This window comes from Fructilactobacillus sp. X7R4C1 (assembly GCF_059901115.1).
The window spans coordinates 34,502-52,256 of record NZ_JBWXVD010000002.1; the positions used below are offsets into that span (position 1 = coordinate 34,502).

The 17,755-nt window shown below is 36.4% G+C and carries 17 protein-coding genes; 13 read left to right on the plus strand and 4 right to left on the minus strand.

The features are described 5' to 3' along the window. Positions 1-25: 25 nt before the first annotated feature. Genes AC6UC9_RS02195 through AC6UC9_RS02215 form a run of 5 tightly spaced genes read left to right on the plus strand, consistent with a single transcriptional unit; the run spans position 26 to position 7,338 of the window. Positions 26-2,140: a transglycosylase domain-containing protein gene (locus AC6UC9_RS02195; RefSeq protein WP_500701019.1), complete on the plus strand. Its 2,115-nt coding sequence runs from the start codon at positions 26-28 to the stop codon at positions 2,138-2,140. A gap of 53 nt (positions 2,141-2,193) precedes the next feature. Further along, positions 2,194-2,541 carry a YlbF family regulator gene (locus tag AC6UC9_RS02200; RefSeq protein WP_500693643.1) on the plus strand — a complete coding sequence of 116 codons (348 nt, stop codon included), beginning with the start codon at positions 2,194-2,196 and terminating at the stop codon, positions 2,539-2,541. A 59-nt stretch (positions 2,542-2,600) separates the two neighbouring features. Continuing rightward, positions 2,601-3,812: a metallophosphoesterase family protein gene (locus tag AC6UC9_RS02205; protein ID WP_500701020.1), complete on the plus strand. Its 1,212-nt coding sequence runs from the start codon at positions 2,601-2,603 to the stop codon at positions 3,810-3,812. Continuing rightward, positions 3,802-6,363: an AAA family ATPase gene (locus AC6UC9_RS02210; protein ID WP_500701021.1), complete on the plus strand. Its 2,562-nt coding sequence runs from the start codon at positions 3,802-3,804 to the stop codon at positions 6,361-6,363. The genes AC6UC9_RS02205 and AC6UC9_RS02210 overlap by 11 nt, the downstream gene beginning before the upstream one ends. A gap of 15 nt (positions 6,364-6,378) precedes the next feature. Next, on the plus strand, positions 6,379-7,338 hold the full coding sequence (locus AC6UC9_RS02215) for a 3'-5' exoribonuclease YhaM family protein (RefSeq protein ID WP_500701022.1): 960 nt from the start codon (positions 6,379-6,381) through the stop codon (positions 7,336-7,338). 36 nt (positions 7,339-7,374) lie between these two features. On the opposite strand, the gene AC6UC9_RS02220 is transcribed toward AC6UC9_RS02215, so the two are convergent. From AC6UC9_RS02220 to AC6UC9_RS02230, 3 genes are all read right to left on the minus strand, one after another. Further along, on the minus strand, positions 7,375-8,256 hold the full coding sequence (locus AC6UC9_RS02220) for a peptidylprolyl isomerase (RefSeq protein ID WP_500695727.1): 882 nt from the start codon (positions 8,254-8,256) through the stop codon (positions 7,375-7,377). A 120-nt stretch (positions 8,257-8,376) separates the two neighbouring features. Next, a complete protein-coding gene (locus AC6UC9_RS02225) occupies positions 8,377-8,667 on the minus strand; it encodes a hypothetical protein (RefSeq protein WP_500693648.1) in 291 nt (96 codons plus the stop codon). A gap of 3 nt (positions 8,668-8,670) precedes the next feature. Then, a complete protein-coding gene (locus tag AC6UC9_RS02230) occupies positions 8,671-9,111 on the minus strand; it encodes an HIT family protein (protein ID WP_500701023.1) in 441 nt (146 codons plus the stop codon). 115 nt (positions 9,112-9,226) lie between these two features. On the opposite strand from AC6UC9_RS02230, the gene AC6UC9_RS02235 reads away from it, so the two are divergent. The 3 genes from AC6UC9_RS02235 to trmB are packed head-to-tail and all read left to right on the plus strand — an operon-like array spanning position 9,227 to position 11,822. After that, positions 9,227-9,964 carry an ABC transporter ATP-binding protein gene (locus AC6UC9_RS02235; RefSeq protein WP_500701024.1) on the plus strand — a complete coding sequence of 246 codons (738 nt, stop codon included), beginning with the start codon at positions 9,227-9,229 and terminating at the stop codon, positions 9,962-9,964. Beyond that, complete coding sequence (locus tag AC6UC9_RS02240; RefSeq protein ID WP_500701025.1) at positions 9,957-11,171, plus strand: ABC transporter permease; 1,215 nt, start codon at positions 9,957-9,959, stop codon at positions 11,169-11,171. The genes AC6UC9_RS02235 and AC6UC9_RS02240 overlap by 8 nt, the downstream gene beginning before the upstream one ends. Positions 11,172-11,180: 9 nt before the next feature. Further along, positions 11,181-11,822 carry a tRNA (guanosine(46)-N7)-methyltransferase TrmB gene (trmB, locus tag AC6UC9_RS02245; protein ID WP_500701187.1) on the plus strand — a complete coding sequence of 214 codons (642 nt, stop codon included), beginning with the start codon at positions 11,181-11,183 and terminating at the stop codon, positions 11,820-11,822. On the opposite strand, the gene AC6UC9_RS02250 is transcribed toward trmB, so the two are convergent. Beyond that, a complete protein-coding gene (locus tag AC6UC9_RS02250; RefSeq protein WP_500693653.1) occupies positions 11,819-12,151 on the minus strand; it encodes a hypothetical protein in 333 nt (110 codons plus the stop codon). The genes trmB and AC6UC9_RS02250 overlap by 4 nt on opposite strands. Before the next feature lie 82 nt (positions 12,152-12,233). Here AC6UC9_RS02250 and AC6UC9_RS02255 point away from each other — a divergent pair, with 82 nt between their 5' ends. From AC6UC9_RS02255 to AC6UC9_RS02275, 5 genes are all read left to right on the plus strand, one after another. Continuing rightward, positions 12,234-12,557 (plus strand): thioredoxin family protein, encoded by a 324-nt coding sequence (locus AC6UC9_RS02255; protein ID WP_500699529.1) that lies wholly within the window; start codon positions 12,234-12,236, stop codon positions 12,555-12,557. Between the two features lie 19 nt (positions 12,558-12,576). Beyond that, positions 12,577-13,215 (plus strand): YtpR family tRNA-binding protein, encoded by a 639-nt coding sequence (gene ytpR, locus AC6UC9_RS02260; RefSeq protein ID WP_500693655.1) that lies wholly within the window; start codon positions 12,577-12,579, stop codon positions 13,213-13,215. Positions 13,216-13,259: 44 nt separating this feature from the next. Further along, positions 13,260-15,578 carry a DNA translocase FtsK gene (locus AC6UC9_RS02265; RefSeq protein ID WP_500701026.1) on the plus strand — a complete coding sequence of 773 codons (2,319 nt, stop codon included), beginning with the start codon at positions 13,260-13,262 and terminating at the stop codon, positions 15,576-15,578. Between the two features lie 77 nt (positions 15,579-15,655). Continuing rightward, positions 15,656-16,987, plus strand: coding sequence for a UDP-N-acetylmuramate--L-alanine ligase (murC, locus tag AC6UC9_RS02270; RefSeq protein WP_500693956.1), 1,332 nt, complete (start codon positions 15,656-15,658; stop codon positions 16,985-16,987). 12 nt (positions 16,988-16,999) lie between these two features. Beyond that, positions 17,000-17,701 (plus strand): Bax inhibitor-1/YccA family protein, encoded by a 702-nt coding sequence (locus AC6UC9_RS02275; protein ID WP_500693657.1) that lies wholly within the window; start codon positions 17,000-17,002, stop codon positions 17,699-17,701. Positions 17,702-17,755: the final 54 nt, after the last annotated feature.

Consider the following 17,755-nt stretch of genomic DNA (forward strand, 5'->3'; position numbering starts at 1 on the left):
ATGATAAAAGGAGATTTGGACTTTTATGGATAACAACAGCAAAAGTAAGTCAATATTTAAAAGAATTTGGGGTTACTTCAGAAAATTCTGGCGTAGATTTCAAATTACGAGATGGATTATTGTAGTTGTTTTATTCGTTATCTTGGTTTTAAGTAGTTATTTGACGATTGTGGCAAAGACTTCGCACGTTCGTGATCTTCAGTCTAATTTATCAAAATCGACTGTGATTTATGATTCACATCACCAAGAAGCTGGCAAATTGTACGCACAAAAGGGTACTTACGTTCAGATGAATAAGATTTCAAAAAATATTCCTAATGCGATTCTTTCGACGGAAGATCGTAATTTCTATAAGGAACATGGCTATTCGGTTAGTGGTTACGGGAGAGCCATTTTACTTGCAATTAAGAATAGGGTACTGGGTCGTGACTACATTAGTGGTGGAGGAAGTACAATTTCGCAGCAGTTAGCCAAGAACACTTTTCTTTCCCAGCAACAAACTTTAACCAGAAAACTTAAAGAATTATTCATTTCAATTGAGATTGAGAACGTTTATTCAAAGAACCAAATTTTGACGATGTATATGAACAACGCTTACTTTGGTAATGGCGTGTATGGGGTCGAAGATGCCTCGAAGCGATACTTTGGGCAGTCTGCGGAAAATTTACCGGTCCAGGATGCAGCTGTGTTAGCAGGGATGCTATCGAATCCTAGTAATAATCCGATTGATCATCCGGAGGCGGCACGTCAGAGGAGAAATGTGGTTCTTGATTTAATGGCAAAGAACCATAAGATCACTAATTCAGAGGCAAAAAAATACCAAGCCATGCCGTTGAACACTAAAAATTCCTATCGTTCTACTAATGGGTATAAATATCCCTATTATTTTGATGCTGTTATTAATGAGGCTATCTCAAAATATGGATTAACTGAATCTGACATCATGAATCACGGGTATAAAATTTATACGAATCTAAATCAGCAACAGCAGCAAAGCTTTCAGACTGATTTTAAAAATCCTAATTTGTTTCCTAATGATGCTTCGGATGGGACCAAGGTCCAAGCTGCATCGGTTGCTTTGAATCCAAAAAATGGTGGGGTTCAAGCGGTTGTTGGTGGACGTGGTAAGACGGTTTTCCGTGGTTATAATCGTGCGACCGATATTAAACGTCAGCCTGGTTCGACGATGAAACCACTTGCGGTCTATACGCCAGCTCTTGAAAACGGGTATTATTATGATTCTGAACTTGAAAACCAGAAGAAATCGTATGGATCAAATCACTATACTCCGCATAATTACAATGATGTTTATACAGGAAAAGTTCCGATGTACCAAGCTCTAGCACAGAGTATGAACGCGCCCGCAGTTTGGTTATTAAATAAGATCGGAGTGAACAAGGGATACGATTCGGTTAAAAAATTCAACTTACCGGTCACGGATAAGGATAAGAATCTAGCATTGGCCCTTGGGGGTTTGTCCAACGGAGTTTCCCCACAACAAATGGCTGGTGCCTATACTGCTTTTGCTAATAAAGGGAAAATTTCACAGCCGTTCTATATTACTAAGATCGTTGATTCGACAGGGAAGACGGTCGTTGATAATGAACATCCAAGTTCAAAACAAATCATGTCTCCTTCAACGGCACGACAGATGACAAGTATGATGCTTGGTGTCTTTGATAATGGAACTGGTGTTGATGCTAAACCGAGCGGGTATCAAGTTGCCGGAAAAACTGGAAGTACTGAGGCTGATAATACTCCAGATTCCGATGCTACCAAAGATAAATGGATCATCGGATACACTCCTAACGTTGTGGTAGCAACTTGGGAAGGCTTTGATAGTACCAACTCTACGCATCATTTAGAGAATTTGACTGGGACCGACGTTGGTCCGTTGTACAAGACACAAATGCAACAAATTCTTCCGTACACCAAGGGAACCCAATTTGGTGTCCAAGACGCACAAACGGTGGCACGTGATGGTGATGAAGATAATGATACGCAGAATTCTAAACTATTTAAGGGTATTACTAATGATACTGGTAAAGTCGTTAAGGGAATCGTTAAAGAAGGTGCCAGTGGAATTAAAAAGGGTGCCTCAGAAGTTATTAGCGGTGCGAAAGCTTTACTAGGCCGATAGCTTTACGTATGTTAAAATATACACTGTAACAATATTTAAGGAGGGAAATAATTATGGCAGAAAATGATGTAATGAAAGACGCACAAACTTTACAGGATGCACTAGTAAAGACTGATGAATTTAAAGAACTCCAAGCCACATACGATGAGTTAAAGAAGGACAAAGATGCTTTTAAGACATTTAAGGACTTTCAAACTAATCAAAATGAATTAAGACAAAAGCAAATGGCTGGTCAACAAATTTCGCAAGATGATATGAAAAAAGCTCAAGATCTTGCCAATAAAATGAACAGTCTTGATATCATCAAAAAATTGATGGGTAAAGAAAAAGCAATGGGCAAAGTCATTGATGATGCTAATATGTTAATTACTAAGCCTTTACGTGATATGTATGAAGCTTAATTGATCGTTAATCGGAGCGCCCATTGGTGCTCCGATTTTTTTGTATGGGAGAAATTATAATGAAGTTTATTCATGCGGCAGATTTACATTTGGATAGTCCGTTTTTAGGAATCAGAGAGGATGCTACCACTCCGAGTAAGCTGTGGGACATTTTGCACGAGGCTCCATTCAATTCATTAAAGAAGATTATTGATGATGCCATTTTAGATGATGTTGATTTTGTTTTGCTAGTGGGAGATTTGTTTGACAGTAGTCACCAAAGTGTCAAAGCCATTAGTTTTTTGATTAAACAGTTAGAACGATTGGATGAACATGATATTCCTGTACTTCTTTCGTTTGGTAATCATGATTATCAAAGTGAAGGTGCCAAAAATTTCAATTTTCCGGCTAATGTTTACGTATTTCCCAAAGAAGTGACGACGCACACATTGACTCTTAAAGACGGAAGAACAGTTGCTATTACAGGTTTTAGTTACGCTACTAGGAATATTTCAGATGATATTATCTCTGGATTTCCAGAACGTTCAAACGCTGACTACCAAATTGGGATGGTTCACGGTGCTATTAAGGGTGGCAACGACTCACAGTATGCACCGTTTACCATTAACGAAATGGAAAATTTGGGATATGATTATTGGGCATTAGGGCATATTCATAAGCGTCAGCAGTTAGGTCATCATCCTTTAATTGAATATCCGGGAAATATCCAGGGCCGTCATAAAAATGAAATGGGTGAAAAGGGGTACTTATTAGTCAGTGATGAGACTAATGGAGGTTTAAACGTTCAGTTTGAACCCACCTGTCCGCTCATTTGGTCAAATCTTTCAATGAATTTACGGGGAGCTGACTCAGAAGAAGCGGTCGTTAATCAAATTATGGAAAAAATTGAGTCGAGTGATTTTTCTAAGCTTAATTTGTTGAGCGTGAAGTTAAATATGAATGAAGAAGCCAATTTTTCATCAGAAGAATTGCTCGACCGGGTTAAGGAAAAGTTACAATATGATTTTGAACGATTTAATGCTTGGGTTTATGAAATTGACGTTGTTGATAATTCTGGGATGAAATTTAATGATCTAGATCAGAAATTCTGGGATGACACTAAGCATGAAGTTTATAATGAAGAAAACCTTAAAAATTTGGCGAAGAAGCTTTTTAAGCACTCTTACATTCGTGACAACTTTTTAAGTGATGAAGCCATCTCTAAATTACTTGATGAAAGTATGAATTTAATTACTAGTAAAACGAAAGGGAACGTGAAGGATGAGGATTAAAAAAGTTGAAGTATTCGGCTTTGGAAAACTTCATAATTTAACACTGAACTTTAGTGGGTTCCAGGTTATTTATGGAAGAAACGAGGCTGGAAAAACAACCCTCTTAAATTTCATTAAAGATGTTTTATTTGGCTTTCGGGACAGTCGGAGTAAGCGAGACTTCACTCCCAAAGATGACTATAAAATGGGTGGTCGTTTAACGGTTGAACAAAATGGAACTACTTATCTTGTTCAAAGAAATGAAGGTAAAAATGGTGGGTTATTAACCGTTTTTGATCAAAATAAAAATGAATTACCTGCTGGAATTTTGGATAAAATTTTAGGTCCAATCAATCGGGAATCATATGATAACCTGTTTTATTTTGGCAACGTTGATTTAAATGATATTTCGAGATTAAATCGTGAAGAATTGTCAAAACGAATACAGCGTGTTGGGGTCGTAGGGATTGATAACTGGATTGAACTAGAGGACGAAAATCAGGAAAATGGTGGTAAGATCTATAAGCCGACTGGTAAAAAGCCTGAGTTAAACCGACTTTTAGTTGATCGAGAAAGATTGAACGCGAAAGTACATGAAGCCAGTAATGAATATCCCAAGTACCATGAATTGACCATTCAAGCTAAAAAAGAACAAGAAAAAAAGACTCAGAATCGCAATAAAAGAAATAAATTTTCTGAGCGATTAAATCAGGTTAATCAAGATTTAGCGAACTGGGATAAATATGCTCAATTAAGACAATTACAAGACGATAAATTAGCGGTTAAACACGGCTTTTCTGAGCATGACTTTGAAACATTTCAAGACATCCAAAATAAGATTAGTAATATTCAATTAGATATTAAGAATGATGAACAAAACATTATTGATTTTAAGAATACGCATCAGGAATCCAATTCTGATTTGAAATTTTACAATGATAATGCTGATTTAATTCGTAATTTATATTTAGAACTGGACGGCCAAATCCAACAGGTCAGACGGATTGAACAGCTTGATCATGATATCAAAACATATCAGACTCGTTTGGCTAATGATGAATTTGATGCTGGTGGAAGTGAAAGTATTCCGTTTAATGATGATGAGATTGACAAAATATCGACCTTAATAGATGAGTATCAAAATGTAAAAGCACAAATAAACTATCAGGTTCATGCGATGCCCACAAATGAGAGCGGAGATAATTCGTTATCATTAATTGCTGATGCGGTTGGTCTAATAATTATTGGAATTGGAATTTTTATGGGTGGAGTAACTCTTCCTATTTTGGTGGTCATTGGGTTATTGTGTATTGGTTTTGGCATTTATCGTTATGTGCAAAAATCGAACCAACCAGTTAAAGAGGAGAATGATACTGACCATTTAAAGCGAAAATTGACTCAGATTGAGCAAGAGTTGGGTCAAATGGGAAACGAGCATCACATCCAGAGTATTCCATTTAACCAATGGACAAGTGCTTTACAAAACTCCATTAAACGACGTGACTTAGATCGTGATAGTTTACAGAATTTCATTGGAAACCAAAAGACAATGAATGAGAAGGTTGAGAGTTACCTCGATCGTTGGAATTTTGCTTCCAGTAAAATTGGTTTAAGTGATTCCGATAATGAAATGGTAGCATTAAGTAAAATTAAACAGTTCATCTCAAATGTAAATGATCAAAAGCGAAATGCAGAACAGGTGAGCCATGAATTGAGTAGTTTAACTTCAATGGTTGATCGCCATCGTGAGCAGTTGAAAGAAGTAAGTGATCGGCTTGACCATTTCCTAAGGGAACGAAACGTTGCAAGTAGTAGTGATTTTAAAAAATTATACGATGAGCAGCGGATCGCTACGGATAAAAACAAACGTAAAATGGAGTTAGAAAACTCACTTGATCAAACAATTGTTGAAAGATTACAAAAATACGATAATGTTAATCAGTTAAAAAACTTGATTAATGATCTTCAGAAACAAATTGGACAGTTGGACGCAGATTTTTCCGATCAATCTGATCGGTTGGCGCAACTTAACGTGCAAATTAATCACATGGAAAAAGATGGGACGCTTGATTCATTGACCCAGGAATTGGCCAGTATGGATACTAAAGTTAACGAATTGGTTCAAAAGTGGTTGGTTTACCAGTTAACTAATCAGTGGATTGAAAAAGTACTCGATGCCGCTAGTAGTGGAAGAATTCCTAAAGTTAGAAAGGATGCAGCTAAATTCTTTGAAACACTAACGGATGGTCATTATAGTAAAATTGATTATAATAAGAGAAGTATTACGGTTGTTAACTCTGATGGGGTTAAGTTCAAGGTTGAGGAACTTTCAAAAGGAACCATGCAGCAGTTATACTTATCGTTGGTTTTTGCGTTAACGTTGGCTTTTAGTGATGAATATCCGATGCCAATTATGATTGATGATGGTTTTGCTGACTTTGATCACTTTAGAACTGATAAGGCAATTGAATTAATGAAAGCTTTGGCTAAAAGCACGCAGGTGATTTATTTTACGGCTGATGATCGAATTAGACATGATGTAAGTGGCGATCATTTAATTGAATTAAAGTAATGGAGGTGGAGTCAAATGAGCAAAAAATTGAAAGAATATCAAATGGATGAAGAAATCGATGCGTTTGTATTGGTTAAGTCGGCCGATACTAGAATTGCTAATAACGGAAAACAATTCATTTCGTTTGTTTTTGAAGATAATTCCGGAGAGATCGGTGGAAAACTTTGGGGTGCCAGTAATGAGGATGTAAAGACTTTTAAAGCTGGGCAGGTCGTTCACATTAATGGCAAACGGGAAGCTTACCAGGGAAGTCCACAAATTAAGATTAATCATCTTCGACAAACAGAATCTGGTGAACCCAGTGATCCATCTAAGTTTATGCAACATGCTCAAATGACTCGTTCCGAGATGGAAGAATATATTGGTCAGACAATTTTCGAAATTATTAATCCAACGTGGAATCGAATTGTTCGGGTACTTCTTAAAAAGCACCAGGATGAATTCTTTACTTTTCCGGCAGCTAAATCGAATCATCATGCTTATGCAGGCGGATTAGCATTTCACACCATTTCGATTTTGAAGCTGGCCAAGGAAGTCGCTAAGCTCTATCCACAAGTTAATTCTTCACTTCTGTATGCAGGTGCCATCCTTCATGATTTAGGCAAGACTACTGAGCTGTCAGGACCTGTTTCGACATCTTATACTAGTGAAGGTGATCTGTTAGGACATATCAGTATTATTGATGGGGAAATTGTTGAAGCTGCTGACCAACTAAAAATCGATCAGCATTCTGAAGATTTATTACTTTTAAGACATATGGTGCTCTCACATCATGGGATTAAGGAGTATGGATCCACGGTTACGCCTGAATTGCTGGAAGCACAGATTCTCCATGATTTAGATGAACTTGATGCTTCAATTAACATGATTACTGGGGCTTTAAATGATACGGAAGCAGGATCATTTAGTAAACGAATTTTTGGAATGGATCGAAATAAGTTTTATAAACCTGATAAAAAAGAAAATGGTCAGTAACTTTTAAGTTACTGACCATTTTCTTTTTGTGATTGATTATTTCATTGGTTTTGGAGTTGATGTGTAATCAGCCAAGATGTTTTGTAAGTCTTTGTCTTGGATCTTTACATCTCCATCTTTAAGAACTTTTGAAACGACAGCGTGTAAGACATTACTATCGCTCATGCGTTCAGTTGCCAACTGGTCTTTTAATTCAGCTTTGTGATCCTGATATTTACCCTTGGAAGGGTGGTTGACCATTTGGATTACTTGGTATCCAGCTTTAGTTTTGACAGGTTCTTTGGTGTATTCACCATTTTTGAGTTTAAAGGCAGCATTTTTGAAGTTATTGTCAAGACTTGGATCCATATTATCGAATGGAGCCATCTTGCCGCCGTCTTTCTTGTTAGCATCAGTTGAGTACTTCTTGGCTAAGTCAGAGAATTTTTGACCGTTTTCTAAGCCAGAAATTACTTTTTCAGCGTCACCTTGATTTTTGGTGGTAATCTCATTAACGGTTACTTTAGGTTGATATTTCTTGAATTGGTTTTGCAAATCTTTGTCAGAGAAACTTGTGTTAGCAATCACAGCTTGCTTTAACAGAAGATTATCTTTGATTTGTTCTTTTAAACTTTTCTCAGTTAAACCTTGTTGACTGAGAAGGGTTTTAAATTGAGAACCATATTGTGACTTGTATTGGTTAAATTGGTCATCAACTTGAGATGATTTGACTTTATTACCATATTCTTTGTTAAGAACTTTGTTCAAAATCATAGTTTGGAGAACTGTTTTACCCTGTGGGGTCTTCTTCATACTATTGTAATATTGACTTTCTGTAATTTTACCACCACTAGTAGTAGCAACTGTTTTACTACCACAGGCAACTAGTGAAACACTTAAAAGTAATCCTGCAACTCCAACGAGCCATTTTTTCTTCATATATTAGCACATCCATTTCTTCAAAATATTAAAGTACTCAAGACATTCAGTACTCCATTTATTTTTAATATAACATATATTTGATGCAAATTAATATTTGGTCGAATAATTTAATTGAAATTAAATGTTATTTATTTCGTTAGATAAAAGATCAATTCTAGGCTTTAGCTGAAATTGGGCTTCCTGTACGTCACGATTAAGACCATCTATTATTGGTTTTGCATCATTTAAAGCTTTTGTGAATTGGTTTAAATTTTGTTTAACTGAACTAGCTGAATGAAAAATGTTTTTAAGGTCGGCAGTGGTTACGTTATCTGTGGGATTAGACTTCCTTTTTAAAAGTAGTAGACCCGTAACAGAAACACCAACTATTATTCCGGCACTAACTAAGCAAGCGGTCTTTTTTTTCATGAGTTAATCCCCCAATTGTTTGGTAATTGAATCGGCAACTTCTTGGTATTTAGTTTCGTCATATTCTTTAGAATTATCAGAAAAGTTAATTGAAAAAGTATCATCCACACTGTAGCGGGGAATTAAATGAAAGTGAGCATGTGGAACAGATTGATAGGCAATTTTCCCGTTATCATTGACAATATTCATTCCCTTGATGTTTGGGTTAGAATTTTTGACCGCACGTGCAATTTCTGGTACTTTCGCAAATACTTTACTAGCTGTAGCTGAGTCAAAATGAAAAATATCCTGAATATGTTTTTTAGGAATCACCAGAGTGTGGCCTGGAGTTGTTTGGGAAATATCTAAAAATGCAAGAATTTCGTCATCTTCATAAACTTTATAACTAGGGATTTCACCCTTGACAATTTTACAAAAAACGCAATTTGGATCGTAATCAGTCATATAAATCTCTCCCTTCAAGTTAATCCAATTATACACTAACATTACCTGCATAATAAGTGATAGCAAGCAATTATGGTATACTGATTATAATAATGAAAAGAAATGAAGGGTAAATATGAGTTTGCAAGTAGAAGACTTGACTGGTGGCTACTCTAGTGTGCCAGTCTTAAAAAATGAGACTTTTGATGTTAATGATGGCGAATTAGTTTCTTTAATTGGTTTAAATGGTGCTGGGAAGTCAACTACCATTAATCATATTATTGGACTCATGAAGCCATTTACTGGAACCGTTAAAGTCAATGGTTTGCAGATTGGTCAAAACATTGAAAAATACAAACAACAAATTGCATATATTCCGGAAATGCCAGTATTATACAAAGAATTAACTTTAAAAGAACACATTGATACTACTATCATGGCTTATAATTTGGATAAACAAGTAGCGTGGGAGAAAGCTAATCATTTACTTAAGACTTTTCGGTTGGATAAACGACTTGATTGGTTTCCTGCCAACTTTTCAAAGGGAATGCGTCAGAAAGTGATGATTGTTTGTGCGTTCATTACTAATGCGTCGCTTTATGTAATTGATGAACCATTTTTAGGTCTCGATCCGCTCGCGGTCGATGATCTTTTGCAGTTGATTGAAGAAAAGAAGAGTAAGGGTGCCAGTATTTTAATGTCGACTCATGTTCTTGATACCGCAGAAAAGTATTGTGATCGTTTTGTGTTAATTAACAAAGGTGAGATTCAAACGGAAGGAACGATGGAACAGATTAGAAAAGAGTATCCAAATGATGGGAAGTCACTTTCAGATATTTATCTGTCTTTAGCAAGGGATGATAAAAATGAATAGGATTTTCCAAAAAAGGTTAAGCAATCATTTAATCGAAATGACTAAATACCTTAAATATGTTTTTAACGATTTTTTTGTGATTGCGATTATGTTCTTTGTGGGTGGCCTTGGCTACGCTTACTCTGGATTTTTAAAGCAATTATCAGGCAATTTATGGTGGGAGCGCCCGATTGCGATTTTGATTTTACTAGTGGTGCTTCAACTTGGTGGATTGGCAACTTTAATCAAGTCCGCTGATAAGGTTTTTATGGCCCCTAAGGAATACCAATTTGCTGGTTACTTTAAGGGAGCATTTCTCTATAGTTTGTTTATGGCATTGCTGATTGATTTAGTAACGTGGTTTGTACTAATGCCATTTTTAAGTGTTTCGATTGGATGGACAATTTCAGAGTTAATCGGGTTGTTAATCGTAATTTTGCTTTTGAAAACCGGTTGGATGTCATATCAAGTAATCAAACTCTATTTTCAGTTAAATCGACATGTAGTATTAGCCGGTGTAACTGAGTGGGTTATCCCCCTTATTATTCTGGTATTAGCATTGTACTTTAATGTTTTTATAGCTGCACTATTAGCATTAGTTGTGGCTGCATTGTTAATGTATGTCGCTATTCTAACCAAAAATAAGATCTTAAACTGGAATTATGCAATTGAACATGAAGATTCTCGTATGAATCGGATTTATCACTTTTATAGTTTATTCACCGAAGTCCCTGAACTTTCAGGTCGGATTCACCGCAGAAAATACTTGGATCCAATTTTTAAGTTGTTAAAAAAAGATCAAGGTCACGTCTATTCGAATTTGTATCTTCGATCATTATTAAGAGATAGTGGACCAGGTTCACTATACTTTCGCTTAATAATTATTGCCGTTATTTTGGTATTGATTATTCCTAATCAAATTATTGTTTCGTTAATGACAATTATTTTTGTTTATTTAGTCGGATTTCAGTTAATCCCATTTTATGAGCATTTTGAAAGTAATGTGTTTACCCATATTTATCCGGTTAGTCAGAAGATCCAGCTGACGGATTTTCGACAGATCGTTCAAATTTTACTTTTGTTTGAATGCTTTATCCTCCTGATTGCAATGTTAATCGCCCGGATGTCGGTTCCTGTAATCTTAATAACGATGGTAATTTGGATTGTTGAGGGATATGTCTTAACGATTCCCTATTTAAATAAAAAAGTTAAACAAATTAGAAACTGAGGTTAAATGATGAGAGTTAGAAATAAGCCCTGGGCAAATCAATTTATTTTAGATCATCCTGAATTAATTGTTGATGATCCAGAAAAATACATGGGAAAGTGGGAAACACGTTTTTCTAGAGACGCCCCAATTTATGTCGAAATTGGTTGTGGTAAAGGAAAATTTATTACTGAAATGGCAGAAAAAAATCCCAATATTAATTTTATTGGGATTGAAATTCAAAAGTCAGTAATTGCAATGGCACTAAAAAAAGTCGTAAATAGTCGTTTAGATAACGTTCAATTGATTCATACTGATGGCGGTCTTGTGAACACCATTTTTAAAAAGTGTGAGGTTTCAAAAATTTTTCTAAACTTTTCTGATCCCTGGCCAAAGAAACGACATACAAAACGGCGACTTACCTCGCCGCGTTTTCTTAAGAGTTATCAAGACGTGCTACCTGACCAAGCTAAACTGGAGTTTAAAACTGATAATCGTGGATTATTTGAGTATTCGTTGGTTAGTTTAAATAATTTTGGGATGAAGTTTGAATCCGTTAATCTTGACTTGCATGCTAGCGATGCTGCTAAAGATAATGTAGAAACTGAATATGAAGAGAAATTTAAAGAAAAGGGCCCAATCTATAAGATTGTAGCCCAATTTGTTGATTAACTAATCGACTTTGTGTTTAAAAGTTGAACGTTATCGAGGTTATTTGTGGTCAAATCGAATGTAAATCCATATGATTTAATGTCATGGTTATCATCGTCTAAAATGTTGATTCCGCCAAGGAACTGGCCATCTTCGTTTTGGTTAAAGTCGATCCAGTAACCATACAACTCACTATTATCAAACTTTTTGCTTAATGTATCGGACAAGTGACGTCTAACCCGATCTTGGTCGCGTTCTTGCTTGAATTTAATAAGTGAATACAGCGAAACTCCCGCAATTACGGATCCAGTAATAAAAGCTAGTTTGTGTTTTATGATAATAAAAAGCATCCCTTCGATTGAATTTGTTGAATTTATTATATAACATTTTTAATACGAGTGGGTTATAATATTAATGTTTAGGAGGGATACGATGGAACAATTACCAGTAATGAATCTTAACGAATTAAAGCAAAAAATTAAGCATGGAAAGTACATCCTATTTTTCTCTGCCACATGGTGTCCAGATTGTGCGTTTATCAAGCCTGTTATGCCAGAAATTGTAAAAGATTTTCCAAACTATGACTTTATTGCAGTTGATCGGGATGAAAATATCGATTTAGCTAAGGAAATGAACATTTTTGGAATTCCAAGCTTCGTTGCCTTTGATAATGGGATTGAGACTGGTCGTTTGGTTAATAAAGATCGAAAAACCAAGGAACAAGTAGAAGATTTTATTAAATCTCTTCCACAATAAATTCGGAGGTGAGCTAAATTTGATGATCGCAAGTTATAATCCAAGCCAAATGGGTGATGTTTTGGTTGTCATTCTTGGAGAAGGATCGGAACCACAGAAAATATCAAAATCAAATGATATTGTTCAGATTAAAGATAAGAAGGGACACGTAGTTGGCTATAATTTTTTCAATGCCAGTGAGATTTTAGGGAACTTAAAATCAGAGAATGGAAAAGTTGATCTTTCAAGTAACGATGTTGAAGTTTTAAATGATGCGTTGAAAGAGGCTGGGTTTAAAACTTTCTTACCTACTAGTACCGAACCAAAGTTTGTGGTTGGCTACGTTGAAAAAATGGAAGATCATCCGAAGTCTGATCATCTTCACATAACTCAAACAAAAGTCCAGAATGGGGAAATGCTGCAACTTGTTAGTGGGTCTCCCAATATGAGACCGGGAATCAAAGTTGTCGTAGCGGAAGTTGGAGCCATGATGCCAAATGGACAGATTATTTGGCCAGGAGAGCTTCGTGGGGTAAAAAGTGATGGAATGATTTGTTCTGGGAGAGAATTAGACATTCCTAATGCACCCGATAAACCAGGAGCTTTAGTTTTACCCGATTCTTATGAAGTTGGGCAACCATTTGATTTTGATAAAGCAAAAAATCTTTTTGACGAATAGTTTCTATTCGTTTTTTTATACATAATTCTTTAAGGGTGATTAAATTGGAACATTATGATGGACCGGCATTTTATCGTAAATACTTTAATGGGAAAGTTCCCTTTAAGAGTAGCGATAAAAAAATCAATGATTTTCATAGAACAACAAAAAAATCAAATCAAGAAATTATCCGTAGTGACGATTCTAATGTTAAACAATCAGTCTATCAGTCTCGTTATCAACCAAAGTATCAGAGCGGATTTCAGTTGCGATTTAAAGATGATAAAAAGCACTATGTTGAGTCCCGAAATTCCTTAGTGGAAAGAACAAAAGAATTTACTCCGCGTTCCCGTAACCAAAATAGTAATTTCTATTCCGTTCATCAGTCAGTCGGAAAACCATATCAAGATGCAGCCGTTGAATTGGAGAAGAATGATGATGATTTTATTCTTTATCTAAATCCTAAAGATCCAACTGCCGTTCCAGCTGATGATCTAGATTTATGGGAAAATGACGTTCAACCAATTGTTAAAGAAAATGTAAATAAGAATGAAAACATTGTGGATAACTCTAAGCCTGTGGATAACTCTGAAGATGATAAAGAATCTTCAGCCAGTAAACGTGAATTAGGCCACTCGCTCGCAGATATCTTTAAAGAGGAGAGTGGCTTAGCGGCTAATCTAGCTTTGTTTAGTGATGATAGAGAAGATAATGATGATCAAAACGCATCAGGTACGGTATCAAGTAATCCCACTTTAAGTGAATCGGATCCACAAGATAAGTTAAAAGAACCTGATGAAAGAAGCGATAACGAGAAGACGTCTTCTCCAATTGATAGTACTGATAAGTGTCAAGATGAGGGAAAAGCACTTCTTCAACCTGCTAACGAGCTTACTGATTCAAAAAGTGAAACCACAACGAATCATAGGCATTTGGCTGACACTTCAAGCAATCAGGAGGGTCAGACTAATTATCAATTTCCTCGTCGTGACCTGCTTAATCCACCAATTTCGACTTCTGATGATGGTTTGAGTGAATGGATTGAAAAGCAAGTTAAAACACTTGATGATACATTAAGGGCGTTTGGGGTTCATGGTCACGTAGTCGATTGGACCGATGGACCGACCGTTACTCAATTTCAAGTTAAGTTGGAACTTGGTGTTAAAGTAAGCAAAATCACTAACCTAACTGATGATTTAAAGATGGCCCTAGCAGCCAAAGATATTAGAATCGAGGCTCCAATTCCTGGTAAGTCGACGGTTGGAATCGAGATTCCTAATCCAAAGCCTAGACCAGTGATGCTTTCAGAGATTCTAGATTCAAATGAATTTGAATCTAGTCATTCACCGTTAGAAGTAGCATTAGGGATGAGTATTGGTGGCGCTTCTAAGACTGCCGATATTCAAAAAATGCCACATGCTTTGATTGCTGGTGCAACGGGATCTGGAAAGAGTGTGTTCATAAACAGTTTGCTTGTTTCATTGTTGTATCGCAATTCGCCTCGTGATTTAAGGATGATTTTAATTGATCCTAAGGCGGTTGAATTAGCGCCATATAATGGGATTCCACATTTGTTAACTCCGGTTGTTTCAGATCCGAAAGAGGCTTCCGCTGCTTTAAAATGGGTTACTGAGGAAATGGACAACCGTTATGAGCGATTAGCTGCTGCTGGGGTAAGAAACTTAACTCAGTATAATCAAGCGGCACATAAAAATGGCCGTGATGCGGATAAGTTGCCTCAAATCCTAGTTGTGATTGATGAACTTGCTGATCTGATGATGGTTGCATCAACAGAAGTCCAAGATTATATTGTTAGGATTACACAAAAAGCTCGGGCAGCTGGGATTCACTTGATTGTTGCTACTCAAAGACCGAGCGTTGATATTGTAACTGGGACCATTAAGAATAATATTCCAACACGAATTGCCTTTATGGTGTCAAGCCAGATTGATTCAAGAACAATCATTGATCAAAGCGGAGCTGAACGACTACTTGGTAAGGGAGATATGCTTTATCTGGGTAGTGGTGCCAGTCAACCAGTGCGACTTCAGAGTGCTTTTGTTACTAACCAAGAAGTTGAGCGAGTTTGTGATCAAGTTCGAAGTCAGGAAACACCAAAGTACGAGTTTCAGCCCAAATCATTGCTTAAAAGTGCAGAACAAGCTCAACAACATGATGACTTGTGGAAATCAGTTTTGAGTTATATTGCAGACGAAGATGGAATTTCAACTTCAAAATTGCAACGAGTGTTTTCCATTGGATACAATCGTGCTGCAAGTATTATTGATGATTTGGAGCAAAATAATTTTATTTCAGGTGAGCATGGATCTAAACCGCGAGATGTTTATTTGACGAAAAATGAACTTGCTAAATTGAATATTTAAATTTTTAGATTTTCATTACTTTAATTGGTATTATTAAACCAGACAATAAAAAGGGGAATTCCAACTAAATGACTAACATAAATAAAGACACTACTTATTTTTTTGTAGGAATTAAGGGTACTGGGATGAGTGCGATGGCACTTATTCTCCATGATCGCGGTTGTAAGGTCATGGGTTCTGACATTGAAAAATACACCTTTACTCAGCAAGGATTAGAAAATGCTGGAATTAAGATTGAACCATTCAATCCTGATAATATTAAAAAGGGAATGACGATTATTAAAGGGAATTCTTTCCCTGATACGCATCCGGAGATTGAAAGAGCCGAAGAGTTAGGACTAAAAATTTATAGTTATCCTGATTTCTTGGAAGAATTAATTGAGGGATACACGAGCATCGGAGTATGTGGTGCTCACGGAAAAACCAGTACCACTGGACTACTTTCTCACGTATTAGGCGGGATCGCACCAACTGATTATCTGATTGGTGATGGATCTGGGAAAGGAACCACTGATGCGCGTTTCTTTGTCTATGAGGCCGACGAGTATCGCCGCCATTTTCTGGCAACTTATCCGGATTATGCCATTATGACTAACATTGATTTTGATCATCCGGATTACTATACCGGAATTGAGGACGTTTTTGACGCTTTTCAAACCTTTGCAAACCAGGTTAAAAAGGCTATTTTTGCTTGGGGCGATGATCAGAATTTACGGAAGTTAAAAGCTTCAGTTCCAATTTATTACTATGGAACTAGTGATGATGACGATTTTCAGGCGGTGGATATTAAGCGAACAACTGCTGGATCGACTTTTCACGTTAAATATGACGGAAAGGACCTAGGGGAATTCAGTATTCCTTTGTATGGAGAACACAATGTCTTAAATTCTTTGGCGGTAATTGCCGTTGCATATTTTGAAGACGTTAATTTGGACGAAATCAGACGTGAACTTCAAACTTTCAAGGGGGTTAAGCGTCGTTTTTCTCAAGTTAAAGTTGGCGATATGACAATTATTGATGATTACGCACATCATCCCTCTGAGATTAAGGCCACTTTAGATGCCGCTAGACAAGAATATCCCAATAAGGAGATCATTGCTGTTTTTCAACCCCATACTTTTAGTCGAACGATTGCCTATCTTGATGACTTTGCTAAAACGTTAAGCAAAGCAGATAAGGTATACGTTACTAAAATTTATAGTTCTCCAAGAGAAAAGTCGGGACACGTTAAGAGCGAGGATTTGGTTAATAAAATTACCAAAGATGGTGGCTTAATTGAGGAAGAAAACATGTCTCCACTGTTGCAATATCACGATGCCGTGGTAATATTTATGGGTGCTGGAGATATTCAAAAGTACGAAAGAGCCTACGAGGAATTGTTAAGTCATTTAAGTAAGAAGGTTAATTAAAGGAGAATAAAAATGAATAATTTTGATGGAGAAAGTGGTCGTCGGGTAGTTGGCGATAATGCTGGACTCAACGCGTTTTTTACCAAAGTATATGGGATTATGGGAATTGCGGTTTTAATTTCTGCTATTTCTGCGTATTTAAGTAGTGTTTTTATGCCAAACATCAGTAGTGGAGCCTCAGGATTAGTAATTTTAATCGTTTGGTTCATAATTTCCTTTGTGATTTCGGGATTTGCACAAAGTAATCCGACGTTAAGCTTTATCGGATTATTGGTTTTCTCGGTTTTAACAGGGCTTTCACTTAGTTACATTTTCATTGCCTTTAATCTTGGTACCATTGGAGCAGCGCTAGTATCCAGTGCTAGTATTTTCTTGGTAATGAGTGCGATTGGTTTCACTACTCACAGAGATTTAACCAAGTTAAGCACGCAATTGTTTGCAGCATTAATTGCTTTAATTATTGCGATGGTAATTAACTTATTCTTGAGAAATCCATGGATTGAGTTATTTATTTCAGCCGTTGGGATCATTATTTTTACTGCGTTGAGTGCTACTGATACACAAAACTTAAAGAAAATGTACATGCAGTACTCTGGTAACATTAATGTAAACGGACTTGCAATTTCTGGTGCACTTCAGTTGTATCTTGATTTTCTAAACCTATTTACATTTCTTCTTGAGGTCTTTGGTATTTTTGGAAATAATCGAGATTAATAAAAAAACATGGTCGATTGACCATGTTTTTTTTCGCAATTGAACTGATTATAA